General features: G+C 71.2%; 21 protein-coding genes. 15 read left to right on the forward strand and 6 right to left on the reverse strand.

Annotated elements, in window-relative coordinates; all coding sequences use genetic code 11:
- The first annotated feature begins 6 nt into the window (after window positions 1-6).
- The gene (locus tag ACMA1D_RS10445) at window positions 7-993 is read left to right on the forward strand and encodes a LysR family transcriptional regulator (protein WP_414723598.1); all 987 of its coding nucleotides are present in this window, start codon (window positions 7-9) and stop codon (window positions 991-993) included.
- Window positions 994-1,068: 75 nt separating this feature from the next.
- Here ACMA1D_RS10445 and ACMA1D_RS10450 read toward each other — a convergent pair whose 3' ends face one another.
- On the reverse strand, window positions 1,069-1,920 hold the full coding sequence (locus tag ACMA1D_RS10450; RefSeq protein ID WP_414723599.1) for an MBL fold metallo-hydrolase: 852 nt from the start codon (window positions 1,918-1,920) through the stop codon (window positions 1,069-1,071).
- A 51-nt stretch (window positions 1,921-1,971) separates the two neighbouring features.
- Between ACMA1D_RS10450 and ACMA1D_RS10455 the strand changes: the two genes are divergently transcribed.
- The 5 genes from ACMA1D_RS10455 (at window position 1,972) to ACMA1D_RS10475 (ending at window position 6,135) form a co-directional block, all read left to right on the forward strand.
- Window positions 1,972-2,358, forward strand: coding sequence for a MerR family transcriptional regulator (locus tag ACMA1D_RS10455; RefSeq protein WP_414723600.1), 387 nt, complete (start codon window positions 1,972-1,974; stop codon window positions 2,356-2,358).
- A gap of 135 nt (window positions 2,359-2,493) precedes the next feature.
- Window positions 2,494-3,333, forward strand: coding sequence for an AraC family transcriptional regulator (locus ACMA1D_RS10460; protein WP_414723601.1), 840 nt, complete (start codon window positions 2,494-2,496; stop codon window positions 3,331-3,333).
- Window positions 3,334-3,399: 66 nt separating this feature from the next.
- A complete protein-coding gene (locus ACMA1D_RS10465) occupies window positions 3,400-3,981 on the forward strand; it encodes a dihydrofolate reductase family protein (RefSeq protein WP_414723602.1) in 582 nt (193 codons plus the stop codon).
- 263 nt (window positions 3,982-4,244) lie between these two features.
- Window positions 4,245-4,985: an alpha/beta hydrolase gene (locus tag ACMA1D_RS10470; protein WP_414723603.1), complete on the forward strand. Its 741-nt coding sequence runs from the start codon at window positions 4,245-4,247 to the stop codon at window positions 4,983-4,985.
- 484 nt (window positions 4,986-5,469) lie between these two features.
- Window positions 5,470-6,135 carry a hypothetical protein gene (locus tag ACMA1D_RS10475; protein ID WP_414723604.1) on the forward strand — a complete coding sequence of 222 codons (666 nt, stop codon included), beginning with the start codon at window positions 5,470-5,472 and terminating at the stop codon, window positions 6,133-6,135.
- 196 nt (window positions 6,136-6,331) lie between these two features.
- Here ACMA1D_RS10475 and ACMA1D_RS10480 read toward each other — a convergent pair whose 3' ends face one another.
- Together ACMA1D_RS10480 and ACMA1D_RS10485 are read right to left on the reverse strand one after the other, a co-directional pair.
- Complete coding sequence (locus ACMA1D_RS10480) at window positions 6,332-7,846, reverse strand: SWF or SNF family helicase (protein WP_414723605.1); 1,515 nt, start codon at window positions 7,844-7,846, stop codon at window positions 6,332-6,334.
- Window positions 7,843-10,794, reverse strand: coding sequence for a DEAD/DEAH box helicase (locus ACMA1D_RS10485; protein WP_414723606.1), 2,952 nt, complete (start codon window positions 10,792-10,794; stop codon window positions 7,843-7,845). Before ACMA1D_RS10485 ends, ACMA1D_RS10480 begins: the two co-directional genes overlap by 4 nt.
- A 443-nt stretch (window positions 10,795-11,237) precedes the next feature.
- Here ACMA1D_RS10485 and ACMA1D_RS10490 point away from each other — a divergent pair, with 443 nt between their 5' ends.
- From ACMA1D_RS10490 to ACMA1D_RS10510, 5 genes are all read left to right on the forward strand, one after another.
- Entirely contained in the window at window positions 11,238-12,320 is a 1,083-nt protein-coding gene (locus ACMA1D_RS10490) for an acyl-CoA desaturase (RefSeq protein WP_414723607.1), read from the forward strand.
- Window positions 12,321-12,365: 45 nt separating this feature from the next.
- Entirely contained in the window at window positions 12,366-12,548 is a 183-nt protein-coding gene (locus ACMA1D_RS10495; RefSeq protein WP_349991650.1) for a hypothetical protein, read from the forward strand.
- Window positions 12,549-12,651: 103 nt separating this feature from the next.
- Entirely contained in the window at window positions 12,652-13,194 is a 543-nt protein-coding gene (locus ACMA1D_RS10500; protein ID WP_414723608.1) for an MOSC domain-containing protein, read from the forward strand.
- 165 nt (window positions 13,195-13,359) lie between these two features.
- Complete coding sequence (locus ACMA1D_RS10505; RefSeq protein ID WP_414723609.1) at window positions 13,360-13,830, forward strand: GNAT family N-acetyltransferase; 471 nt, start codon at window positions 13,360-13,362, stop codon at window positions 13,828-13,830.
- Between the two features lie 218 nt (window positions 13,831-14,048).
- On the forward strand, window positions 14,049-14,597 hold the full coding sequence (locus tag ACMA1D_RS10510; protein ID WP_414723610.1) for a DUF1062 domain-containing protein: 549 nt from the start codon (window positions 14,049-14,051) through the stop codon (window positions 14,595-14,597).
- 146 nt (window positions 14,598-14,743) lie between these two features.
- Here ACMA1D_RS10510 and ACMA1D_RS10515 read toward each other — a convergent pair whose 3' ends face one another.
- Window positions 14,744-15,685, reverse strand: a complete 942-nt coding sequence (locus tag ACMA1D_RS10515; RefSeq protein WP_414723611.1) for a hypothetical protein — start codon at window positions 15,683-15,685, stop codon at window positions 14,744-14,746.
- A 389-nt stretch (window positions 15,686-16,074) separates the two neighbouring features.
- Between ACMA1D_RS10515 and ACMA1D_RS10520 the strand changes: the two genes are divergently transcribed.
- The 3 genes from ACMA1D_RS10520 (at window position 16,075) to ACMA1D_RS10530 (ending at window position 19,663) form a co-directional block, all read left to right on the forward strand.
- Complete coding sequence (locus tag ACMA1D_RS10520) at window positions 16,075-17,031, forward strand: oxygenase MpaB family protein (RefSeq protein ID WP_414723612.1); 957 nt, start codon at window positions 16,075-16,077, stop codon at window positions 17,029-17,031.
- An 837-nt stretch (window positions 17,032-17,868) separates the two neighbouring features.
- Window positions 17,869-18,279 (forward strand): roadblock/LC7 domain-containing protein, encoded by a 411-nt coding sequence (locus ACMA1D_RS10525; protein WP_349991659.1) that lies wholly within the window; start codon window positions 17,869-17,871, stop codon window positions 18,277-18,279.
- Between the two features lie 109 nt (window positions 18,280-18,388).
- The gene (locus ACMA1D_RS10530) at window positions 18,389-19,663 is read left to right on the forward strand and encodes a DUF6397 family protein (protein ID WP_414723613.1); all 1,275 of its coding nucleotides are present in this window, start codon (window positions 18,389-18,391) and stop codon (window positions 19,661-19,663) included.
- Here ACMA1D_RS10530 and ACMA1D_RS10535 read toward each other — a convergent pair.
- Both ACMA1D_RS10535 and ACMA1D_RS10540 read right to left on the reverse strand, forming a co-directional pair.
- The gene (locus tag ACMA1D_RS10535) at window positions 19,658-20,539 is read right to left on the reverse strand and encodes an acyl-CoA thioesterase (protein ID WP_414723614.1); all 882 of its coding nucleotides are present in this window, start codon (window positions 20,537-20,539) and stop codon (window positions 19,658-19,660) included. The two genes, ACMA1D_RS10530 and ACMA1D_RS10535, sit on opposite strands and share 6 nt — an antisense overlap.
- A 73-nt stretch (window positions 20,540-20,612) precedes the next feature.
- Window positions 20,613-23,126: a DEAD/DEAH box helicase gene (locus tag ACMA1D_RS10540; RefSeq protein WP_414723615.1), complete on the reverse strand. Its 2,514-nt coding sequence runs from the start codon at window positions 23,124-23,126 to the stop codon at window positions 20,613-20,615.
- A 136-nt stretch (window positions 23,127-23,262) separates the two neighbouring features.
- Between ACMA1D_RS10540 and ACMA1D_RS10545 the strand changes: the two genes are divergently transcribed.
- Window positions 23,263-24,054 carry a metal-dependent hydrolase gene (locus tag ACMA1D_RS10545; protein WP_414723616.1) on the forward strand — a complete coding sequence of 264 codons (792 nt, stop codon included), beginning with the start codon at window positions 23,263-23,265 and terminating at the stop codon, window positions 24,052-24,054.
- Window positions 24,055-24,117 lie beyond the last annotated feature (63 nt).

The following is a 24,117-nucleotide window of genomic DNA, read 5'->3' on the forward strand; positions in this document are numbered from 1 at the left end:
GCGGGCATGACCCCCCGGCTGAGCGTCGATGACCTGCGGCTGACCGAGGCCGTCGCCCGCCACGGCTCGGTCGGCGCGGCGGCCAAGGAACTGCTCACCACCCAGCCGTCCGCTTCCCGCAGGTTGGCGGCCCTGGAACGCAGGCTGGGAACCCGCCTGTTCGAGCGGGACACGACGGGCGCGCGGCCGACCCCGGCCGGCCGGGTGCTGGCCCGGCAGGCCGCCCGCTTGCTGGCCGAACTCGCCGCGCTGCCGGAACAGGTGCTGGCGGCCACCGACGCGCCCGCGCTGGTCGTCGGCACGATCCAGGCCCTCTCCCCGATCGTGTTCACCGTCCTGGACGCGGAGTTGCCCGGCGTCACGGTCCACCCCGAGATCGACCACGGTCCCGCGCTGGTCCAGCAACTCCACGACGGCCTCCTGGACGCCGCGATCATCACCATCGCCGAGCAGACCAACCTGCCCCGCGGCCTCCGGGGCACCCTCATCGGGAACTCGCCCCTGATCCTGTTCCTGCCTCAGGGCGCGCGGCCACCGCGGCGGGGGAGGAGGCCGCTGGCCGGTCAGACGGTGCTGTGCTCCACGTTCGACATGGCCACCGAGACGGTCCGGGCCAAGCTCTCCGCCCTCGGGGCGGTCCCGCGCCCGGGCCCCACGGTCGAGGCCACCTTGCACATCGCCCGCCACCGCCGGATACCGGCCCTCGTACCACTGCTCGTGGCCCGCTGGTGGGGCAGCCCGCAGGACCGCATCCTGCCGTCACCGGTGCCGGGCCAGGTGACGATCTCGCTGGTCACCCGGTCACCCCGACCGGCCGCCCTGGCCGCGGCCCTGCCCGGCATCGCGCACCGGGTCCTCGGCACCGGCCCCGAGGAAGCCGGGGACCTCGCGCTGGACGGGTACGCGGCCGACGCGCCCTCGCCGGCCGACGCGCCCTCGCCGGGCGGCGCGGGGAGTGGGCCCGCGCCGCCCGACGCCGCGCGCGGGCGCTGACCCGCTGCCGTAACGCTGCTGCCGCCACGACTCCGCTGCCGCCCCGCTCCGTTTCCCGCAACCCGCTGTGGTCCGCTAACTGTCGTGACTCGCTTCCGCGCGCGGGGTCGTACGCGTCCGCTCGGGCCGCTGGACGGGGGCCGGGTCGTGTGAGGTGAGCAGGCGCACCGCCCCCTCGTCCGCCAGGTCCGCCAGCAGCCGTTCCGTTTTGAGCCGGGCGGTTGCGTCGTGTTGCACGGCGGCGGCGAACGCCTCGACCGCGGGCGGCGCCGCGCACGCGAGCTGCGCGTGGTGGTAGATCGCGTCGCCCACGTGCAGCAGTTCCCGGCCCCCGACGCTCTCCCAGCTCCCGGCGTCGTCCCCGCCCCCGGTGTCCTCGATGAGGACACCGGCGTGCCCCGGCGAGTGGCCGGACAGCGCAACCAGCCGGATCGATGCCGGGAGGCCGTCGAGCGTCCAGGAATCCCGTCCCCGCCAGGCGGGCGCCGCGGTGGGCGGCGGGGCCCACCGCACGCCGTGCGCCCACTGCGCGGGCATGGTGTGCCCCTCGCCCCGTACGACGGCCGACCGGCACGCGCCCGTGGCGTGCACGCGGGCTGCGGGGAAGTCGGAGAGACCGCCCGCGTGGTCGCGGTGGTGGTGGGTCAGGACGATGTCCGACACGTCCCGCGGGTCGAGCCCCAACGCGCTGACGCGGGCGAACAGCGTCTCGGCGGGGTCGAGGGCCGGGCCGACCTGCTCGATCCAGTCCTTGCCGAGCCGGAGCTCGGGCGACTCGATGTCGCCGCGCCCGATCCCGGTGTCGACGGCGACGAGCCGGTCGGGCAGTTCGATCAGCAGGCACCGGCAGACGAAGTGGGACGCCCCGAAGACGGCCGCGCCGCCGGGGACGTTCAGGGTTCCGCAGTTCAGTTCGTGGATTCGCACGCGGTGGACGGTAGAAGTTCGTGTCGACACGAAGTCAACCATCATGGGTCCATGCACACACGGCTCCTACGAATCGGCGAGGCGGCCCAGCACCTCGGGGTCTCCGCCCACCTCCTTAGACACTGGGAGGTCGAAGGCGTCATCACGCCGCCGCGCACCGCGACCGGCGCCCGGCGCTACGACGCCGAGGCGCTGGACGCGCTGTCGATCGCGGTCAAGTGTCAGCAGGCCGGAATGCCGCTGCGCACCATCGCCCAACTGCTCAACGGCCAGCGAGACGACCGCAAGCACCTCATCGCCGAACAGCGCGACGCGATCAACGAGCAACGTGCCCGACTCGAACGCACCGCGGCCTTCCTCGACCACGTCCTGGAGTGCTCCCACCCCGTGATCCAGGAATGCCCGTCCTGCCGCGACTTCGCCGCGCCCGGGCCGTGACGCGCAGCGAGGAGCGTGCCGTCCTTGCTGGTCGACGGTGGTCGTGACGCGCCCGGCGGTACGGGCGGCACCGGCAGCGCGGCTGGACGTGACCCGGCGTGCGCCGGCCCGCGCCGTGTGGGCGATGCTGTGCGCGTGGAGTACGTGTTCCGAGTGCCGCGACCGCCGCTGGACGGGCTGATCGACGACCTCTACTACCTGGAGGGCGCGCCGCCGTACGCCAGGCTGATGCTACCGCCGATGCCCGCGGGGTTGCTCATCGTCAACCTCGGTGCGCCCTTCCGCATCCGCGGCGGCGCCGACACCGAGACGGCCGGGTACGCCGACGGCTGCGTGGTCACCCCGCCCACCCGCGCGTGGGAGTTCGGCTACCCGCTCCCGTCCCGGTCCGTCGGCGTGCACTTCAAGCCGTGGGGCCTGGCGCCGTTCCTACCGATGCCCGCGGCCGAGCTGTGCGACCGGCCGGTGACGCTGGAACAGGTGTGGGGCCGGCCAGCCGTCACCGACCTGTGCGACCGGCTGGCCTCGGCGAACGGGCCGCAGGAGATGCTGGCGCTGCTTGAGGCGGAGCTGCTGCGGCGGCTGGCCGAGACCGCCGGCCTGGGGTTGGTCCGCCATGCGGGCCGGGTCATCGCCGCGACCGGCGGGACGGTGGCGATCGGCGACCTGAGCAGGGCGGCCGGGGTCAGCAGCACGCATCTGACCAGGCGGTTCAAGGAACTCATCGGCGTCACGCCGAAGCGGCTGGCCCGCACCCACCGCTTCACGGCCACCGTGTTCGCGATCAACCCCGCAGAACCGATCGACTGGGGTGACCTCGCCAACGACGCGGGCTACTTCGACCAGGCCCACTTCGGCCACGAGTTCCGCTCCTTCACCGGCCTCACGCCGACCCGCTACGTCGAAGTCCGGCAGCGGTTCCTCCGCGAACATCCCGGTCACGTACTGGAGGGCTGGCCGCTGCCGGCCGATTGATTTCTTACAAGAGCGCCAACCCAGGAAGGGCTAATTTGAGGGCACCCCCAAGCAGAGGAGAGCCCCGTGGGCAAGGTGGTCATGAACGGCTCGGTGTCGGTCGACGGCTTCATCGCGGACGAGAAGGACCAGCCCGGACCGCTGTTCGACTGGCTGACCAGCGGTGACGTTCCGTTGGACGAAAGCGGCGTGCTGAAGGTGTCCCAGACCTCCTACGACCACACCCGGCCGTACTGGGACCAGATCGGCGCGACGATCGTCGGCCGCCACGTCTTCGACCTGACGGACGGCTGGGACGGGCAGCCCCCAGGCGGAATCGACCACATGGTCGTCGTGACGCACCGCCCCCAACCCGAAGGCTGGGACCCCAAGGCACCCTTCCACTTCGTCGCCGACATCGAGGCAGCCGTAGCCAAGGCCCAGGAACTCGCGGGCGACCGCATCGTGGAGGTCTCCGCAGGCAACGTGGGCGGCCAGGTACTCGCCGCGGGCCTGGTAGACGAAGTACGCATGGACGTCGCACCCGTCGTACTCGGCTCAGGCAAGCGCTACTTCGGCCAGGTCCACACCCAGCACCTCCTGGCCGGCCCCGACGTGGTGATTCAGGGCGACCGGGTGCTTCATTTGTGCTATCAGGTGCGGGGATGAGAAGAGGGCCTTGCCTCGGGAGCCGCGATGAGGCCCGAAGTAGCTCTGGGCAGTGTTCCGGTTCTCTGGCATCCCGCCACGGTGCCTGCACGAAAACCGATGGGCGGATCACGGTGGCCGCTGCTACTTTTGCGGAGGCCGTGCGAGAGAACGAGGAGGTGGTACCCGTGAACGCAGCGACGTGGGTGCTCTCCTCCGGGGTCACGGTCGGGCGATAGGTCGTCCGGGAGCGCCGTTCCAGCGCACTCCCGAAAGGCACGACCATGGCTCTTCACTTCACTTCCGAACAGCGCCTCGACGACGGCGTCCTCGAACGCGAATTCACCCTCGGCGAGATCCCCGGCATCCTGTGGACGCCCGCATCCGCATCCGCACCGGCGCCACTGATCCTGCTCGGCCACCCCCCGCTCGGGCTGCACAAGATGTACCCCCGGCTGGTGGCGCGGGCCCGGAGCGCCGTGGCGGATGGTTTCGCCGCGGCGACCATCGAGCTTCCCGGGAGCGGTGAGCGGCCCCGATGGGCCGCCGCCGAGCAGGCCCGCGCCGACCTGCGCCGGGCCAGGGAAGCAGGTGAGCCGGTCAGCGACGAGATCATCGACGCCCTCATCCTCCCCCTCGTCGACAAGGCGGTCCCGGAATGGCAGGCTGCCCTTGACGCCCTCTTGCCGCTGCCCGAGATCGGCGGTCCGGTCGGGTACTCGGGGGGAGTGATCTCCATCGGTGTTCGCCTAGCGGTGGTCGAGCCGCGCATCGTGGCCGCCGGTTTCTTCGCCGGGAGTTTCGTGCCGCGCGCCATGTTCGAGGAAGCCCGCCAGGTCACCATTCCGCTGCACGTCCTGCTGCAATGGGACGACGAAGGCAACGACCGGCAAGCGTCCCTGGACCTCTTCGACGCTTTCGGCTCCGAGGAGAAGTCCCTGCACGCCAACATGGGCGGGCACACCGGCGTCCCACAGTCCGCGGGGGACGCCGCGGCCCAGTTCTTCACCCGGCACCTGAGGTGAGGCCGGGCCGTCAGGCCGCCATCTGACGGTAAGTCATATGCGCCGGGATGATGCGCATCGAGGGCAGATCCCGGCACTCCTCGGTCGTTCACGCCGCGGGCCCCTGCCAACTCGGCAGAGGCCCGCGCTGCCCGACGCCACGAACTGTTCGTTTCTGCTGCCGCTTCGGGTGCTGCCCCCTCTCGTGTCCACGTGCAGTCCGGTCGTGCCGCCGCAACGCGGAGCCGGCGCTTTGGGCACGCGACGTTCCTCGGAGTGTTCGAGGGCACGCTCGTGAGCGGGGTCCCACCCCGCATATCCGACTTGGCGCCCCATTTCGCCCAACCTTTCGTTAAGGCGTACCACCCGTTAAGCCGTGAGGGTGAACCCTGAAAGCAGCCAGGCCAGGTGAACGATTCTCCACTGCGTGATGAGATGCCCACACCCATAAGCTCTCCCACACCGGAAATCCCCTGTAAAAACCAGCTATCGAAAAGGATTCCCCATGCCCGAAATCAACATCGAACTCACGCCAGACACTCAGAAGCAGTTCAGCGAGGGGAACTGGTCTCTGTACGGCTTCAAGGCCGTAAACGCCGACGGCGCGAAGAACGGTCGCCCTGTGGTGTGGTTCGCCTACAGCGACTTGCTCGAAACCGTGAGCGTGGACTGGGAAGAACGCTACGGTACGTTCATCGCCACTGGCCAGGAGGTGCCCAGCGGCACCATCAAGGCGTCGACCAAGCGTGAGGTCAAGCTCGGCGAGATCATGACGGTGTCACCTAAGGGTGGGGTGACGCTCAGCACCACCGGCGGTCAATCTGGGCGCATTTCAGTGAAGAGCGAGGCGTCCAAGCTGTACACCACCGGCGTCTCGCAGAAGAATATCAACGGCGAAATGCTGCCCATCGCGGCGTTCCCCCTGCACGGGCAAACCACCGTGATCATGCAGCCTCTGAACAAGGTGCTCCTCACCTTCTCGAACACCGACCTGTCCAATTCCTTGGTCAAGGAGACCGCCATCGCCAAGAGCGTACTCGTGGACATGACGCAGAATGCGGCCCCAGTGACGATCGGCTACACGATCAACGTTGGATGGGACACCAGGGGCCTGACGAACGTCGAGAAGGTGGAAACCAACGCGGATATCGTGGGTAAGCTGATTCAGTAGTCTTTGTGTCACCGGATTCCGCGGATCCGGCGGCGTCTGGCGTATGCCTCCGCACACGTGCCGCCCGGCCCTGAATATGAATCCGCCCCCGGCCCATTCTCGTGGGCCGGGGGCGGTTTCTCAGTGGCGGTGGCGGAAACAGCGGGCGCGGGCGGGACGCGGTGCCACGGCGGGCAGCCGCGCCCTCCCGTGCGGGTCATTCGTCCAGCACCCCCGCCAGCGCCGTCGCCGGATCGGTCGACGCGGGGCCGGCCGGGGACCACTGGTCGGCCTCGGCGCGGAACGGCCACCAGCGGCCGTCGCGGCCGTAGCGGAGTTGGGCCCGGCCGTCCTCCGACGTCCAGCGGTTGCCTTCGGCTCGTAGCCGTGGCGGCTCCGGCTCCTCGTCCCAGGCGCGGGCGAGTTGGGCGCCGGCGCGCGCCAGGGTGTCGGGGTCCGGGGACCACGGCTCGTCCAGTACGGACAGCGCCTCCCGGCCGCCGTAGCGCCAGGCGCGTACGGCCCGGTCGAGCGTGGCCCGGTCGCGGCCCGAGCCGGCCAGCAGACGGGCCGTGATCTGCTCGCTCGGCCCGGCGGCGGCCAGCCGTACCGCGTCCTGCCACACCGAGAGCTCGGCCGGTACCGGTGCCTCGGCGTGCCCCGGCGCGCTGGCCTGGGCCAGCAGTTGCTGGGCGCGGACCGCGGCGTCGGCCGCCAGGAACTCCAGGGCCTCGGGGTCCGGCACCGGCTCACCCTCGTCCGCCGTGCCCTGCGGCACCGCGCCGTCGGCGGCCTCGGCCGCCCCGTCGCGCAGCCGGGGCGGGCGGCCGGGTTCGGCCACCGGCGGTACGGGCGCCGGCAGCGGTGCGACCGCCACCGCGCTGGCGAACACCTCACGCGCCGGCAAGGTCGCCGGCGTGAGCGGGATGTCCGTACGCTCCGCGGCGCGCGGTGCGGCGCGTTCGGCCGTGCGCTCCTGAAGGTCGTCGAGCACCTCGCGCTCGCCCCTGCCGCGCATCAACAGCAGCACGAACGGATCTTGATCGAGCAGCCGGGCGAGCTGATAGCACAGCGCCGCCGTATGCGGACAGTGGTCCCATGCCTCGCAGGCGCACTCGGGCTCCAGGTCGCCGATGCCGGGCAGCAACTCGACCCCGGCCGCCGCGGCGTCCTCCACCAGGTGTGGTGGCATGTCCCGGTCGAGCAGCGCGGCGATGTGTCCCACCTGGTCGGCGACCACGTCCAGGAACCGGTCCCACTCGGCGTCGGTCAACTCGCGCAACAGCACGTCGGACCGGTAGGGCGTGCCGTCGTTGCCGCGCACCACGGCCGTGATCCGCCCGGGGCGCACGCTGACCGCGCCCACCGCACCCGCCCTGGCCTGCTTGCGCCCCTTCTTGAGCTGCTGGTTGTCCAGGGCCGTGTCCTCCAGGGCCTGGAGCCACGCCCGCCCCCACCAGGTCTGCGCGAAGCTGCGGCCCTGGGCCGGCGGCAGCGCGGCGAAGACACGCTCCGCCCGGCCCTGCGCCCGCTGCCCCGCGCCCGAACCGGCCGCGCCGCCACCCCCGCCAGGACCGCCCCACTCCGCCTCGTCCGACCCGTCGTACGCCTCTGATGCGTCGTGGTCGTCTCGTTCGTCCAACCCGTCTGGTTCATCCAGCCCGTCCAGCTCGTACTCCTCGTCGGCTCCGTACGGATCAGAGTGCTGCCCGCGTTCGTCGTGCGCTCTCACTTGGCCTCCCTCTGGCCGGCCGGCCGCAGCGCCACCAGCTCCGTCAGCTCCGCGTCCGACAGCTCGGTCAGCGCCGCCTCGCCCGAGCCGAGCACGGCGTCGGCCAACTCCCGCTTGCGCTCCAACATGGCCGCGATCCGGTCCTCCACCGTGCCCTCGGCGATCAGCCGGTGCACCTGCACCGGCTGGGTCTGGCCGATGCGGTACGCGCGGTCGGTGGCCTGCGCCTCGACCGCCGGGTTCCACCACCGGTCGTAGTGCACGACGTGCTCGGCCCGCGTCAGGTTCAACCCCGTACCGGCCGCCTTGAGGGACAGCAGGAAGACCGGTACCCGGCCCTCCTGGAAGCGCTGCACCATCTCCTCGCGCCGGGCCACCGGGGTGCCGCCGTGCAGCAGTTGGGAGGGCACCCCGCGGTCGGCCAGATGCCGCTCCAACAGGTGGGCCATCGCCACGTACTGGGTGAAGACCAACACGCTCGCCCCCTCGGCCAACACCGTGTCGAGCAGTTCGTCGAGCAGTTCGAGCTTGCCCGAGCGGCCGTCGATGACCGGGGACTCCTCCTTGAGGAACTGCGCCGGGTGGTTGCAGACCTGCTTGAGCGAGGTCAACAGCTTGAGCACCAACCCACGGCGGGCGAAGGCGTCCGCCTCGGCGATCTCGGCCATCGTCTCGCGCACCACGGCCTCGTAAAGCCCGGTCTGCTCCTTGGTCAGCGCCACCGCCCGGTCCGTCTCGGTCTTCGGCGGCAGCTCCGGTGCGATGCCCGGGTCGGACTTGCGGCGGCGCAGCAGGAACGGGCGGACGAGCCGACCGAGCCGTTCGGCCGCCGCCGGGTCGCCGCCCTCCACCGCGAGCCCGTAGCGGGTACGGAACCGGGCCAGCGGCCCGAGCAACCCGGGCGTGGTCCAGTCGAGGATCGCCCACAGTTCGGAGAGGTTGTTCTCCACCGGCGTGCCCGACAGCGCCACCCGGGCCTTCGCACCGATGGTGCGCAACTGGCCGGCGGTGGCCGAGTACGGGTTCTTCACGTGCTGCGCCTCGTCGGCCACCACCATGCCCCAGCCCACCTCGGCCAGCCGTGCGGCGTCGCGGCGCATGGTGCCGTACGTGGTGAGGACGAAACCGTCGTCGGCCACGGCGTCCAGATCGCGCGTCGCGCCGTGGAAGCGGCGCACCGGGATGCCCGGCGCGAACTTCGTGATCTCCCGCTCCCAGTTGCCCAGCAGCGAAGTGGGGCAGACCACGAGGGTGGGGCCGGCCGCGGCGGGCGCGGTCTGCCGGTGCAGGTGCAGGGCGATCAGCGTGATGGTCTTGCCCAGGCCCATGTCGTCGGCGAGACAGCCACCGAGCCCGAGCGAGGTCATCTGGTGCAGCCACGCCAGCCCGCGGAGCTGGTAGTCGCGCAACGTCGCGGCGAGCGCGGCGGGCTGGGGCACCGGCTCGGCCAGGCCGGCGCCGTCGGCGCCGCTCCCCGTACCGCCCGCAGCGCTGCCCCCCGCAGCCGGTGTCGCGGGCCCGACGAGCCGGTCGCGCAGCGCCGCGAGCCAGCCGGTGGCCTCCACCTCCACCTCGGCCCCCGCGACCTCGGCGCGTCCGGTGAGCGCCGCGCCGAGCGCGGTGACCGGGGTGACCTTGCGTTCCTGGCGCTCGCGGGCGCGGCGGGCCGTCGCCGGGTCCACCAGCACCCACTGGTCGCGCAGCCGCACCACCGGCCGGTTCGCCTCGGCCAACTGGTCGAGCTCGGCCCGGGTCAGCTCCATGTCACCGATGGCGAACCGCCAACTGAAGGCCAGCAGTGCCTCGGCCGACAGGAACGACGGCAGCCCCGACCCCTCCTGCGGCTGTTCGCCGTCGGGCGGTCCGACCACGGCCCGCGCGGTGAGCTGGCGCGCCAACTCCCGCGGCCAGTGCACCCGTACGCCCTCGGCCTCCAGCGCCACCGCGGCGCTGCCCAGCAACTCGCCGACCTCCTCGTCGGCCAGGTCGATGCCGTCCGGCACCGCCGCCGACAGGAGCGGCGTCAGCGGAGCCCAGGCGCGGGCCGCCCGGCGCAGCGTGCGCAACGCGTCCATCTGCGCCCGCGGGCCGAGCACCGCGGCGAGCCGCGTCGTACCGCCCCACACCGCGGCGGCATCGGCGACCAGCGTGGGGTCGGTGATGCTGTGCAACTGGAGTACGGCGCGGAAGCGGGCGCCCGCGGCCACTTCGCGCTGCTCCATGCTCTCGTCTGCCGTGAGCCCGAGCACCTCCACCCGCAGTGAGAGCCGTACGCCCGCGTCGTGCCCGGCGGCGATGGCGGCGGCCCATTCCCGGCGCTGGGGCAGGTGGACGGGGGCGGGCGCGGCGAAGGCCGGGGCGCCGGCGGCCAGCGCGGCTGCGGGGGAGCGCGGCAACCCGTCGGCGACCGCGTCCAGGAAGGAGCGGAGCAGGTGCTCGGGCTCGAACAGGGGCAACTCGCCCGGGTCGGGGTGGCTGCCGGGGTCCTCGTCGGGGCCGAGCAACGGCGCGGCGTGTGCCGCCGGCGGCATGGCCGCGGCGAGTTCGCGTACCCGCAGCAGGTCCGTCTCGTCGAGCGGCCCGACCCGCCAGGCGTCGTGGTCGGCCTTGCTCAGCCCGGGCAACAGCCGCCCGCGGGCGGCGAGTTGGAGGGCGAGTACGGCAGCGGTGCCCCAGAAGGCCGCGGCGCCGTCGATGCCGGCGGACCGGGCCCGGGTCAGCGCGGGCAGCGCCTCACCCACCGGCAGCACCACCGCCTGCACCGCGTACGCCGCGACCGCCGCGCCCTCCGCGACCACGACGGTCACCTCCTGCGCGCGGTCGGGGACCGGCGGCGCCGTATCGGGGTCATCCGGCTGCCAGAAGGCGATGCGACCGGTACGCGCCGGATCGCCGGGCAGGAAGACGGCGGCGCAGCGACCGAGATGAGCGAGCTGGGCGGGTGGCATAGAGCGGGATGAGGCAGGTGGGATCACAGGCTGCTACATTCCTCAAATTTGACTAGCGGGGGTCGGAGCGACCGAGAGTAGCGGACACCACGGGCGAACGGGCGTCCGCACGCCGTGAGGAATGCCACGCACTGAGCGTGTTGTCGCACCTGTGCTCCTGCTGCCCTCACTCCTGCCCCGAGGCCCTGACCAGGGAGGACACACCCGGCGGGGGCGCGGTGCCCGGGGGCGCACCACTACTGGCGGTGTGGACGGAACCACCGATGGTGTCGCTAGCACCCCTGTCCCGCACGGGGCGTGGCACCCGAGCGGCCCGGGTGCGTCCCCCATGGTTGCGGACCCCCCTCCACGCCTACGTTTCCCAAGGTCAGACCCTGTGCGGCGACAAGCGGCACGGGGTCTGACCCACGGACACGGACACGGACCACGGAACCGGAGACGCCATGCACCAGGCACCCGCCGCAGCCACCCTCGCGCCACCGGGCGGCGCCGCCTCCCCACCGGCGGGCAGCGACTTCGCCCCCCTGCTGCGCGAGGTGCGGGCGGCCGGCCTGCTCCGCCGCCGCACCCGTTGGTACGCCGTACAGATCACCCTCAACCTGCTCGCCCTGGTCGCCGTCGCCGCGGCCGTCGCGGCGGTGGGTGACACCTGGTGGGTCATTGCGCTCGCCGCGCCGGCGGCCGTTGTCTGGGGGCGCACCACCTTCGTCGGACACGACGCCGGCCATGCCCAGATCACCGCGAACCGCCAGGTCAGCGCGGTGCTCGGACTCACACACGGGAACCTGCTCACCGGTCTCAGCCGCTCCTGGTGGAACGACAAGCACAACCGGCACCACGCCAACCCCAACCACATAGACAAGGACCCCGACGTCGCCGTCGGCGCACTGGTGTGGACCCGCCACCAGGCCGCACTCCGACAGGGCTTCACCCGCTGGCTCACCCGCCACCAGGCCCGCCTGTTCTTCCCGATGCTGCTGCTCGAAGGGCTCAACCTGAAGGTGTCCGGGCTGCGTGACCTCCGCCGGCAGCAGCCGCGAGAACGCGCGGTGGAGGCGTCCCTGCTCGTCGTGCACTACCTGGCCTACACCGGGTTGCTGCTGGCGGCGCTCTCCCCGGGCAAGGCGCTCGTGTTCGCCCTGGTCCACCACGCGCTCTTCGGCCTCTACCTGGGTCTGGCCTTCGCCCCCGGCCACAAGGGGATGGAGATGCCCGACCCACAGCGCGACCGCTGGGGCCACCTCAGGCGCCAGGTGGTCACCTCGCGCAACATCCGCGGCGGCCGGCTCACCGACTGGTGGCTCGGCGGCCTGAACTACCAGATCGAGCACCACCTGTTCCCCAGCATGCCCCGCCCCCACCTGCGCCTCGCCCAGCCGCTGGTACGCGCGCACTGCGCCGGCCTCGGCCTGCCGTACACCGAGACCGGCCTCATCGCCTCCTACGCCTGGGCGCTGCGCCACATGCATGACGTCGGGGCGCCGCTGCGGGCGGGCGTGGAACCGGCGGCGCCCGGCAACCGTTGAAAAGGGTGTGAGACCCGGCACGCGCGCAGGAGGAGGCGGAAAGCAATGTCGAACCGTGCGAAGGTCGCCGTCGGCGGGGTAGCGGTGGGAGTGGTGCTGTTGTGGCTGCTGCCGACCTGGCTGGCGTTCCTGGTCATGATCGGTGTGCCAGCAGGCGCCTATCTGTTGCTCGACTCCTCGCAGCGTTCCCGGCTGCGCCGCGTGACACGGAAGCAACTGGGCCGCTGACCAGCACCGGAGCTGAAATGGTCGGCACCTTGGCGGTGGCCCGGGGAGGGGCCGGTGCCACAATGCCGGGGACGAGTGACGTTCCCGAGAGAGGAGCCCGGCCATGGGCGCGGCGGTCATAGCGGTGTGCAGCGACGGTGAGCACGCGTTCAGCAAGCCGGTCCGGGAGCGGATCACCCTGCTCGCCGGGTTGGGTGTGGAGGGTGATGCGCATCTGGGCGTCACCGTCCAGCACCGTTCCCGGGTGGCCCAGGACCCGACCCAGCCCAACCTGCGTCAGGTCCACCTCATCCACTCCGAGCTCTTCACCGAACTCGACGCGGCCGGCTTCCGGGTCCACCCGGGTGACCTCGGCGAGAACGTCACGACCAGCGGTGTCGACCTGCTGGGCCTGCCGGTCGGCACCCTGCTCCACCTTGGAGCCGAGGCGGTCGTGGAGATCACGGGGCTGCGCAACCCCTGCCGCCAGATCGACGGGTTCTCCGACGGCCTGCTCAAGCAGGTGGTGGGCCGCGACGCGCAAGGCGAGATCGTCCGCAAGGCCGGCGTCATGGGCATCGTGCACACCGGTGGGGCGGTCCGTCCGGGCGATGAGATACGCATCGTGCTTCCGGTTGGCCCGCATAGGCCGCTGGAGCGTGTGTGACCGGCTCGCGCCTATGAGGTGGGAGCGGTGTGTGACTGGCCCCTGCCTGTGAGGTTGGAGTGTGGCTGGCGGCCCGTGCCCGTCCGGCAGGGGTGTTGGGGGCGGCCCGCGCCGTGCAGTGGGAGCGCGCAGCCCACCCCACACCTGCTGGCCTAGGGTGACACCATGTCGAGCACGCCCCGCCTCCAAGAGATCACCCCGGCCAACTTCGAGGCCGCGATCAACCTACGGGTCAGCCCGGAGCAAGAGCACCTGGTCGCGCCGGTGGTCAAGTCCCTGGCTGAGGCGTACGTGCACCCGGACGTCGCCTGGCCCCGCCTCATCGTTGACGGGGAACGGGCCGTCGGCTTCCTGATGGGCTTCTTCGACATCGACTGGAAGGCCGACGGCAGTCGCACCGACGTCCGCTCCGGCCTCTGGCGCCTTGCCGTGGCCGCGGGTGAACAGGGCCGCGGCTACGGCCGCTTCGCGATCGCGGAACTGGCAGCGGAGATACGCCGCCGCGGCGGCACCCGACTCACCGCCACCTGGCACCCCGGCCCGGACGGCCCCGAGGGCTTCTACCGTGCGCTCGGATTCCAGCGCACCGGCGAGACCAGCGGCGACGAGGTCGTAGGCGAACTCCCTTTGACCTAAAGGGAATGAGGGCAGCTTCGCCGACCCGTCCGGCAGGCTCCGGAAATTCGGTGGCAGCACGCCGCCATCCGTCCCTAACCTGCCGGGGAACGAGATCGCCTACGCGAGGACATGCCGTTGTACACCCTGTGAGACCCCCTAAGCGCTGATCTGTCGCGCGTCGCGCTCACGCGCCGCGCTGATTCGCTGCGGTTTCTCACTGGAACTGGTGTACTTCTGTGCTCAATATCTGGGTGGTCATGCCGGCCTGCCTTCCTCTTGTTCGACGCCGCTGCCACACATGTGCGTCCGAACGCTTCCGGGCGAACGGAAAGTTCCGCGTCAACGCCAACCACAAGCTCATCGACGCCTGGCTCCTGCTGCTCTGCACGGGCTGCGGTGAAACGGTCAAGCTCACGGTCCTGGAACGGGTGAACGTCCGCTCCATCCGCCCCGCCTTGCTGGACCGGATGCATGCCAACGACCCTGTGCTGGCAGCCGAGTTGCTCCAGGACCCGGCTGTGCAGCGCCGCAATCGCATGGCATTGGACTGGGACGGTGCCTGGCACCTCGACACCGGTGGTTCGCACCACTTGGACCAAGAGGTGATCGACGTCTCGGTTCGCTTCGCGGCCCGCATCCCGATCCGACCGGTACGCCTGATCGCTGACGGCTGCGGCCTCTCACGGGCCGAGGTCGAACGACTGATCGTGGCAGGCAAGCTCGTCTCAGCCGTCCGACTGGGCGGCAAGCTCTGCGGCGACTTCACGTTCACGCTCAAGCGCTGAACCCGCGTGCCGTGTGTGGCCGGGGTCCGTACGGCACCGACTGTCGGACGGACTCCGGCCTCCTCCGCGCGGGAGAGGACACCTCTACCTCTGTACGCGGATCGTTGTCCCAGCCCCTCAGGCTGCCCAGGACAGGCCGCGCTACATCACCCACCCGACGGCGTCGCCGGGCGCGTGGCCAGCGAGTCCAGGGCGGACAGCAGCGCGGGCAACTCGGGGCCGCGGCCCACCGGTAGTACCTCGCCCGGCTCCTCGTCCAGCAGCACGAACGCGATGTCGTCGGTCCGCGCCACCAGGCTCCACCCCGGCCCGTCGGCCCGCAGCGTGCGGGCCTCGCCCGACGCGTACGCGGAACGCACCCGGCCCGGCGGCGGGGGAGTGCGGAGGTAGCTGCGCGCCTCCTGGAGCACCCGGCGTACGCCGGCATGGCTCGGCCCGCCCGGAGGTGTCGATTCCGCGGTGGTCGTGGTCGAGTCGCCGTCAGCGTCCGGATCGACCGGCGTGGCACCGCGACGGGCGTCCCCTGCGGCTCGACCGGTCGCGGAGTCGGGCGCGATCGACCCGCCGACGCCGCCGCCCGGCGAGTGGAACGCCTCGTCACCACCCACCTGCGCACGCCACACCGACCACTGCGACGCGATCTCATCCGCGCCGAGCCGCCGTTGCGCAGGCCCCCACCCCGCGCAGTCCGGCGGGCTGAGCGGCGGCCGGACCAGCCCGTCGGGGCCCGGCTCCGGCTCCGGATCGTGGGGCGCGGGCACCCCGGGCGCGGCGACCGCGAGGGCGAGCGGCCAACCCGGCAGGGCGCCCACCACGCTGCGGGCGCCGGGCGTCAGGTCGAACTCCATGCCGCAGTCCCAGGCGGCGAGGGCGCAGGCGACCAGCGACACGTCGTCGGTCACCACGGTCCACCTGGCACCCGAGCCGTCCTGACCGAGCACCAGACCGTAGCCGTCGGGGCGCGCCGCCAGCCCCAGCACCTCGCACACCTGCGGATAGTCGTCGCCCAGGACGCTCGGGAACCGCGCCGGCGTGAGCAACACCGCAGTGAGTACGTACAGCGCCTCGTCGTGCGAATCGTCCGCCATGGCCACCACAGCCTCCCCGTACGTTCCGTTTGCCGGCGCACCTTAACCAGCGGGTAACCACAGCGTCGATACCTTCGACACGACCTGCACGGGGTGCGCCAGTGGCCCCCTCACCGTGCACACCTGTGCGGCGGACGGCATGCTTCCGGCACGGCTTAGCGCCGGGCCCGGCTGCCGGCGGCCGGGGCTGACGGGTACGGCCGAGCGGTCGAACGTCGGCGTGCCTGCCCCATTCCGTAGCGCGATACGAAGGTTTGCCGTAGTCAATAGGGCAATTCCGGTCACCCTTTGACCTGCGTCGCACTGTTTCTGCCGGCTACGGCTCGCCACCCCTAGAGTTGACCTTTGGGCACGGTGCCCCTGGAGTTCAACGAAGGGAAACCGGTGCCATGCGGCGGTACGATTGGCTGCGAGAGATTCAGCGGCTCGACCCGGAGCGCGACTTCCTCCGGATCTATCGCATCACGGTCACTCACGAGTTCCCCTGGGACCTCACGCGCGCGCTCGAACTAGCCCTCTTCCGTACTTATGCGGTGCCGAGCGTCGGTGGGCTGCTGGCCAGGACCAGCGAATTCACCGCACGTACCCAGAAGCGCTACGACGACACCGCGTTGCTGCTCGACGCGGTGCTTGAGCATGGATTCAGTGCGACCGAGGGGCGTACGGCGATCCGCCGCATGAACCAGATGCACGGTTCCTACGACATCAGCAACGACGATATGCGCTATGTCCTGAGCACGTTCGTCGTCGTCCCCAAACGCTGGGTGGACGCGTACGGTTGGCGCCGGATGTGCGAAAAGGAGAAGCAGGCTTCGGCCCACTATTTCCGTACGCTCGGTCGGCATATGGGAATCAGGGACATCCCGGCGTCCTACGAGGAATTCGAGCAATACCTCGACCAATACGAGGCGGACCACTTCGGCTGGGACGAGGGCGGCCGACAGGTGGCCGACGCCACCCGCGCGCTGATGGCCTCTTGGTATCCGCGACCGCTCGCACCGTTGGTGAATGCGGCGAGCCTGGCCCTGCTCGACGAGCCCCTGCGCCGCGCCTTCCGCTACCCGGCCGCCGGGCCGCTGACCACCGGAGCGGTACGTGGCGCGCTGCGCCTGCGCGGCAAGGCAGTGCGACTGCTGCCGCCGCGTCGCAAGCCGCACTACGCCCGACAGAACCCGCAGATCAAGGGCTATCCGCACGGCTACGTACTGGCCGAACTCGGCACCTTCCCGGCGGGACGGGGCGCCCGCGCCGACGGTCAACGCGGGCTCGCGGCCGGCTGCCCGGTGGGCCGGTTGGCGCAGCAACCCTCATCGGGCGCCGGCGCGGGCGCGGACGACAAGGGCTGAGCACTGCCGAGGGGCTACGCGCGTATGTGCGCGCGGGGCGCGGCGCCTGCTGCCGCTGAAGTGGGTGGGCGTGGGTGTGCGGCCGGGCGAGGTGCGGAGGGCTCGCCGCCTCGCGGGGGAGTTGGCCCTCCGGCGGGTGGGGCCCGGCTGGGAGGTTCTAGAGAGGTGACTCTAAATGTCAACTCTAGGGTTATGGTTCGTCGCGTGATGGCGGCCCTCTGCTTGCTTCGCATGTCTTGGGTGACTCGCGCTGGTGGCAATCTCGGCACCACGCATGACTGGCGCTCCGTCAGGCCGGGGTTGCGCCGTGCGTGCGGCGAGGGTGTGGCGAATCCGAGAGGTGCGTTGGGTGGCTCGTGGCCTCGCGCCCGTATGGCCGTATGGGGTGGGCACGCGCGCCCGCGCGCGGAGCGGCGTCGAGAGTGGACCGCGAGTCGAGTCGTCACCGACGGTGATGATGGTGGAGTGTTGCAAGCCGTCGACGCGACGCCCGGCAGTGCCGGTCGGGCGCGCGGAACGGCTCCCGAAACACCCAACGGCACACCCGGGTGACGCCCGGCGGGCCGGCGCGCCGCGCGTCCGCCGCGCTGACGCAGACTCAGTTTCGGGCCCCGAATCCGTCGTCGGTCATGCGGAAGTCGACATGTCTGCCCAGCCGATCGTCCGCGTTGTGAGCGGCCTGCCACGGCTTGGTCGCAGGAGGCCCGGCACGGTCATGATCGTGTGTCAGGGTGAGCACAAGGGCGCTCCAAAGCCAAGGCCGGCTTGCCGAGACGCCGGCAGTGAGCAAGGCTGGCACGGCAGTTACGGGGTACGCAGTACGGGGAGGCGAGAGGCATGGCACTGACCAAGGGGCTCGACTGGCTGCTGGACGACCTGACCACGCGGATCGAGCACATACGGCACGCCTTGGTGCTGTCCAACGACGGCTTGGTGACCGCGGCGAGTGCGTCGCTCGTACGTGAAGACGCGGAACACCTGGCTGCCGTGGCCTCGGGACTCCACAGCCTCGCCAAGGGGTCGGGCCACCATTTTCAGACAGGTCAGGTGCGCCAGGTCATGATCGAATTCGAGGAAGGCGTGCTGTTCGTGACGGCGGCGGGCGACGGCAGTTGCCTGTGCGTGCTCAGCCACGAGGAGGCTGACGTCGGGCAGATCGCCTACGAGATGGCGTTGCTCGTGAACCGCGTCGGCGAACACCTCGGCGTTGAGGTGCGTCGCCAGGACGAGGTGCCTGACACCGTCTGAGTGACGCGGTTTTCCCGCCCGTCGAAGTTATCCACAGGCTCGCCGCGAACGGTCCCTCCAGGACTACAGTCGTCACTGTCCGTGATCGACTGATGGAGGGGGAGACACCATGACCGTACGGGCGTGGGGAGGGGACGCGACAGCCTTCGGGGCAACGGTCTCGATCGGCAGCGCGGCCCGGGAGCTGGGTTGGCAGCGCAAGGAACTGGACCTCGCCGTGCAACTCGGTGAGGTGCGCTCGGTGGGCGCGGGGGAGACGGTGCCGTGGCGCCGGCCGGCCCGGGACGACCACCGGAGCGGGCCGGCCCTGCCGGGTGCGTCGTGGCGGCGCAGGGTTTCTCGGGCGGAGGTTGATCTGCTCGTGGCCGACCCGTGCGCCGCCGAGGCGCTGCGAGGAAGACTGCGCCTGGTGGGCACGGCCGAGGCCGCCGACGTATTGAGCATCAGCCCGGGCCGCTTCACCCGCCTGGCCCGCGCCGGATGCGTCTGCCCGGTGCGATTCTCCATCAACCGTTACCACGCCGTGGTCTGGTGGTACCTGGCCGTGGAGCTGGTGGCGTACGCGGCGGCCGAACCCGAAGTCAGCGCTCCCCGGCTGCCGGAGCGACTTCGGGTCCTGCTGCGTACGGAGGCCGACTGGCGCGGGCGGAACTGGCGGGTCCGCCGGGTGGGGCAACTCCTCGCCCAGAGCGCCGACCCGTGGTCGCGAGCCGCCGTCTCGGCCGCCGTGCTCGGTGACGAAGCCCTTAGCGAGGCGGTTCCCGACCCCGCCGAGCGGGCGTACCTCAGGGAGCTCGACCCTCCGCTGAGCCCGGTGCAACCCAAGGCCGCTGGCCTGCGTGAGGTGGTGGACAGGGTGACGACGGCGGACGGCCGCGACGAGGTGATCTGGCATCAGATCGGACTCACCACGGCCCTGGAGGACGTCCGCATGACGCGCAAGGTGCCCGCCGCACCACCACCCGCGACACACCCGCCGGCACATCAGATCCCGGGGCGGCAGGGGCCACACCCGACCGCTGCCACCCTTGCGCCGCGCGCGGAGCTGGCTGACCGCGCGGCTGCCACCGGAGTGGCCAGGTTGTCTGGCGTCGCCAACCCGCCTGAAGTCGCCGCCACCGCGAGGGACACCCGCCGGGAGAGCCCACGGACCAGCCCGGTCCACCCTCACCCGGCCGCGGCCACACCCCAGGGGCCACCCCGACAGGCGACGCCCCAAGCACTGCCCGGCTCGGTGTGGGAGTGGCTCACGCGCACCGCCGTGGCCCGACGGGCTCGCGAGGCGCCCCCTGTTCCCCGCGGCCCGCGCACCCGAGCGCGCCCGGGACACGGGGAGCGCCGACCGTCGGGCGTCAGCAGGCCCCCGGGACGCCGCCCCTCATGACCCCGTGGCCGGCTGTCGATGCGGGCGGAACAGGCCCTCCTGCATCACCGAAACCAACAGCTCACCGCTCCGGTTGAAGATCTGACCGCGTGCCAGCCCTCGTCCGCCGGTGGCGATGGGGGATTCCTGCTGGTAGAGAAACCACTCGTCGGCCCGGAACGGCCGGTGGAACCACATCGCGTGGTCCAACGACGCCATGTCGAACCCCCGCTGTCCCCACAGCGGCTCCACAGGAATCCGTACGGCGTCCAACAGCGTCATGTCACTGGCGTAGGTGAGGGCACAGGTGTGTACGAGGGGGTCATCACCCAGTGGCCCCACTGCCCGCATCCACACCCCGCTGCGCGGCTCGGCCTCGGCGATGTCCTCGGGGGTCCACCGCAGCGGCTCGACGTAGCGGATGTCGAACGCCTGCCGCCGCTCCATGCGGCGCAGCGCCTCGGGAAGCTCCCCCAGATGCTCACGGATCGCGTCGCCGAGCCGGGGCAACGACTCCGGATCCGGCACCTGGGGCATCGGCACCTGGTGCTCGAAACCCGGCTCGGGCTGATGGAAGGAGGCCGTCAAGTTGAAGATCGTCCGACCCTGCTGGACCGCCACCACCCGACGCGTGGTGAACGACCGACCGTCGCGCACCCGCTCCACCTGGTACACGATGGGCACCCCGGGCGCGCCGGGCCGCAGGAAGTACGCGTGCAGTGAGTGCACGGGCCGCTGGCCGTCCGTCGTGCGGCCGGCGGCCACCAGGGCCTGGCCGGCGACCTGCCCGCCGAAGACCCGTTGCAGTGACTCATCGGGGCTCAGGCCGCGGAAGATGTTGGTCTCGATGCGTTCCAGATCGAGTAGGTCGACCAGTCGCTCTGCGGGGTTGGGCATCGGTGGTGCTCCTTTGCTCGGATGCCGCGCGACGCCGCCGGGCCGTGCTCCGACCCGGGCGGCGTCAGGGAGGCTACAACGACCCCACGTCCGTCACGCGGACCACCGCACGCCCCTCCTCGTCGGACGCCGCCAGATCCACCTCGGCGGAGATGCCCCAGTCGTGGTCGCCGCTCGGGTCGGCGAAGGTCTGCCGCACCTCCCACACGCCGCGATCCGGGTGCTCCGCGATGCTCAACAGCTTGGGGCCGCGCGCATCCGGGCCCGTCCCGATCTCCTCGTACTCGTCCCAGTACGCATCCAGCGCCCGGCCCCAGGCTTCGGCGTCCCAGCCCGCTTCCGCATCGAGTTCGCCCAGCTCATCGGCCCGGTCCAAGGCCGCCAGCTCCACCCGGCGGAACATCGCGTTGCGCACCAGCACCCGGAACGCGCGGGCGTTCGCCGTCACGGGCTTGACCTGGTCCGCCCGCTCCTGAGCCGCCTCCGCCGAATCCACCTCGGGATTGGCGAGCTGCTCCCACTCGTCCAACAGGCTGGAGTCGACCTGCCGCACCATCTCGCCCAGCCAGGCGATCAGATCCTCGAAGTCATCCGACTTCAGGTCGTCCGGGACGGTGTGGTCCAGGGCCTTGTAGGCACTGGCCAGGTAACGCAGCACGATGCCCTCGGTGCGCGCCAGGTCGTAGAAGGAGGTGAACTCGGTGAACGTCATGGCCCGCTCGTACATGTCGCGGATCACCGACTTGGGCGACAGCGGATGGTCACCCACCCAGGGGTGGCTCTTGCGGTACAGGCCGTACGCGTGCGACAGCAGCTCGTCCAACGGGCGCGGGTAGGTGACGTCCTGCAACAGCTCCATCCGCTCCTCGTACTCGACGCCGTCCGCCTTCATCTGGGAGACGGCCTCCCCCCTGGCCTTGTTCTGCTGGGCGGCCAGGATCTGGCGGGGGTCATCGAGCGTCGACTCGACGACGGACACCATGTCCAGCGCGTACGAGGGGGACTCCGGGTCGAGCAGTTCGAAGGCGGCGAGCGCGAACGTCGACAGCGGTTGGTTGAGCGCGAAGTCCGCCTGGAGGTCCACGGTCAGCCGGACGATCCGGCCCTCGGCGTCCGGCTCGGCCAACTGCTCGACCACGCCACCGTCGAGCAGCGAGCGGTAGATGGCCAGGGCGCGGCGGATGTGCCGCAACTGGTTCTTGCGCGGCTCGTGGTTGTCCTCCAACAGCCGACGCATCGCCTCGAAGGCGTTGCCGGGCCGCGCGATGATCGCCAACAACATGGTGTGGGTCACCCGGAACCGCGAGGTGAGCGGCTCGGGCTCGGAGCCGATCAGCTTCTCGAACGTGTTCTGGCCCCAGTTCACGAAGCCCTCGGGCGCCTTCTTGCGCACCACCTTGCGGCGCTTCTTCGGGTCGTCGCCGGCCTTCGCCAGTGCCTTCTCGTTCTCCACCACGTGCTCGGGCGCCTGCGCCACCACGAACCCGGCGGTGTCGAACCCGGCCCGGCCGGCCCGGCCGGCGATCTGGTGGAACTCGCGGGCCCGCAGCGTGCGCACCCGCTGCCCGTCGTACTTGGTCAGCGCGGTGAACAGCACCGTCCTGATGGGCACGTTCACCCCCACACCGAGGGTGTCCGTACCGCAGATGACCTTCAACAGACCCGCCTGGGCCAACCGCTCCACCAGACGCCGGTACTTGGGCAGCATCCCCGCGTGGTGGACACCGATCCCGTGCCTGACGTAACGGGAGAGGTTGCGGCCGAACTTGGTGGTGAACCTGAAGTTCCCGATCAGCGCCGCGATCTCGTCCTTCTCCGCGCGCGAGCACATGTTGATGCTCATCAGCGCCTGCGCCCGCTCCACGGCCGCGGCCTGCGTGAAGTGCACGATGTAGACCGGGGCCTGGCGGGTCTCCAACAACTCCGTCAGCGTCTCGGTCAGCGTCGTCGTCCGGTACTCGTAGCTCAACGGCACCGGGCGGGTGGCCGAGCGCACGACGGCGGTGGGCCGGCCGGTGCGCCGCGTCAGGTCCTCTTCGAACCGGGTGACGTCGCCCAGCGTCGCCGACATGAGGATGAACTGCGCCTGTGGCAGTTCCAGGATCGGGATCTGCCAGGCCCAGCCACGGTCGGGCTCGGCGTAGAAGTGGAACTCGTCCATCACCACCTGACCGATGTCGGCGTCCTTGCCGTCCCGCAGGGCGATGGCCGCCAGGACCTCGGCCGTACAGCAGATGATGGGCGCGTCGGCGTTCACGGAGGCGTCGCCGGTGAGCATGCCGACGTTCTCGGTGCCGAACAGCTTGCACAGTTCGAAGAACTTCTCCGATACCAGTGCCTTGATCGGCGCGGTGTAGAAGGTGACCTCATCACGTGCCAGGGCCGCGAAGTGCGCCCCCGCCGCGACCAGGCTCTTGCCCGACCCGGTGGGCGTGGACAGGATGACGTTCGCCCCGGACACCACCTCGATCAGCGCCTCTTCCTGGGCGGGGTAGAGCGAAATGCCACGCCCCTCCACCCAGGTCGAGAACGCCTCGAAGAGGGCATCGGGATCGGCGTCGCTCGGCATCTGATCGATAAGAGTCACGACCCCATACTGCCTGCTCTTGGGCTCCGGGCGGGAACCGGCTGCGCCGATGAAGATCGTCCACGGTTAGGCTGTGCCGGGCCGATGAGAACACCACCCGCCGGGGAGCGGGCGCGAGCAGGGGCGGGGAACGACGATGATGGGACCGGCGCATTCGCTGTCCGGAGCGGCTGCCTGGCTGGGGGTGGGGGCGGCAGCCGGGGCCGCCGGACACGCGATGCCCTGGCCGGTGCTCGTGGTGGGCGCGCTGATCTGCGCCGGAGCCGCGCTCGCGCCCGACCTGGACCACAAGTCGGCCACGATATCGCGCGCCTTCGGGCCCCTCTCGCGAGCCCTGTGCGAGGTGATAGACCGCCTCTCGCACGCCGTCTACCAGGCCACCCGGAAGCCCGGCGACCCCCGGCGCACCGGCGGCCACCGCACGCTCACCCATACGTGGGTGTGGGCCGTGCTGATCGGCGCCGGCGCCTCCGCGCTCGCCGTGACCGGAGGCCGCTGGGCGGTCCTGGCCGTGCTCTTCGTCCACATGGTGCTCGCCGTGGAGGGCCTGCTGTGGCGGATGGCCCGGGTCTCCAGCGACGTGCTCGTCTGGCTCCTCGGCGCGACGAGCGCCTGGATTCTCGCCGAGATCCTCAACCGGCCGGGCAACGGATCGGACTGGCTGTTCACCGGCGACGGCCAGGAGTACCTGTGGCTGGGCCTCCCGATCGTGCTCGGCGCGCTCGTCCACGACATCGGCGACTCGCTGACCGTCTCGGGCTGCCCGATCCTGTGGCCCATACCGATCGGCCGCAAGCGGTGGTATCCGCTCGGCCCGCCGAAGGCGATCCGCTTCCGCGCCGGCAGTTGGGTGGAGCTGAAGGTGCTCATGCCCGTCTTCATGGTGCTGGGCGGCGTGAGCGGACTCGGCGCCCTCGGGGTCTTCTGACCGGCCCAGCCGTTTGCCCCGCCTCGGGCGAGCGGCGGCCGGGCCGGGCACCTTGCGCCGGCG

The organism is Streptomyces sp. 796.1 (genome assembly GCF_047525675.1).
Classification (GTDB): Bacteria; Actinomycetota; Actinomycetes; order Streptomycetales; family Streptomycetaceae; genus Streptomyces.

Excerpts from the sequence above, each read along its gene's own strand:
- ACMA1D_RS10545 (WP_414723616.1), top strand. The coding sequence starts at position 23,263 with ATGATGGGACCGGCGCATTCGCTGTCCGGAGCGGCTGCCTGGCTGGGG.
- ACMA1D_RS10500 (WP_414723608.1), top strand. The coding sequence starts at position 12,652 with ATGGGCGCGGCGGTCATAGCGGTGTGCAGCGACGGTGAGCACGCGTTC.
- ACMA1D_RS10445 (WP_414723598.1), top strand. The coding sequence starts at position 7 with ATGACCCCCCGGCTGAGCGTCGATGACCTGCGGCTGACCGAGGCCGTC.
- ACMA1D_RS10485 (WP_414723606.1), bottom strand. The coding sequence starts at position 10,794 with ATGCCACCCGCCCAGCTCGCTCATCTCGGTCGCTGCGCCGCCGTCTTC.
- ACMA1D_RS10515 (WP_414723611.1), bottom strand. The coding sequence starts at position 15,685 with ATGGCGGACGATTCGCACGACGAGGCGCTGTACGTACTCACTGCGGTG.
- ACMA1D_RS10520 (WP_414723612.1), top strand. The coding sequence starts at position 16,075 with ATGCGGCGGTACGATTGGCTGCGAGAGATTCAGCGGCTCGACCCGGAG.
- ACMA1D_RS10505 (WP_414723609.1), top strand. The coding sequence starts at position 13,360 with ATGTCGAGCACGCCCCGCCTCCAAGAGATCACCCCGGCCAACTTCGAG.
- ACMA1D_RS10495 (WP_349991650.1), top strand. The coding sequence starts at position 12,366 with ATGTCGAACCGTGCGAAGGTCGCCGTCGGCGGGGTAGCGGTGGGAGTG.
- ACMA1D_RS10470 (WP_414723603.1), top strand. The coding sequence starts at position 4,245 with ATGGCTCTTCACTTCACTTCCGAACAGCGCCTCGACGACGGCGTCCTC.
- ACMA1D_RS10455 (WP_414723600.1), top strand. The coding sequence starts at position 1,972 with ATGCACACACGGCTCCTACGAATCGGCGAGGCGGCCCAGCACCTCGGG.
- ACMA1D_RS10530 (WP_414723613.1), top strand. The coding sequence starts at position 18,389 with ATGACCGTACGGGCGTGGGGAGGGGACGCGACAGCCTTCGGGGCAACG.
- ACMA1D_RS10525 (WP_349991659.1), top strand. The coding sequence starts at position 17,869 with ATGGCACTGACCAAGGGGCTCGACTGGCTGCTGGACGACCTGACCACG.
- ACMA1D_RS10490 (WP_414723607.1), top strand. The coding sequence starts at position 11,238 with ATGCACCAGGCACCCGCCGCAGCCACCCTCGCGCCACCGGGCGGCGCC.
- ACMA1D_RS10535 (WP_414723614.1), bottom strand. The coding sequence starts at position 20,539 with ATGCCCAACCCCGCAGAGCGACTGGTCGACCTACTCGATCTGGAACGC.
- ACMA1D_RS10475 (WP_414723604.1), top strand. The coding sequence starts at position 5,470 with ATGCCCGAAATCAACATCGAACTCACGCCAGACACTCAGAAGCAGTTC.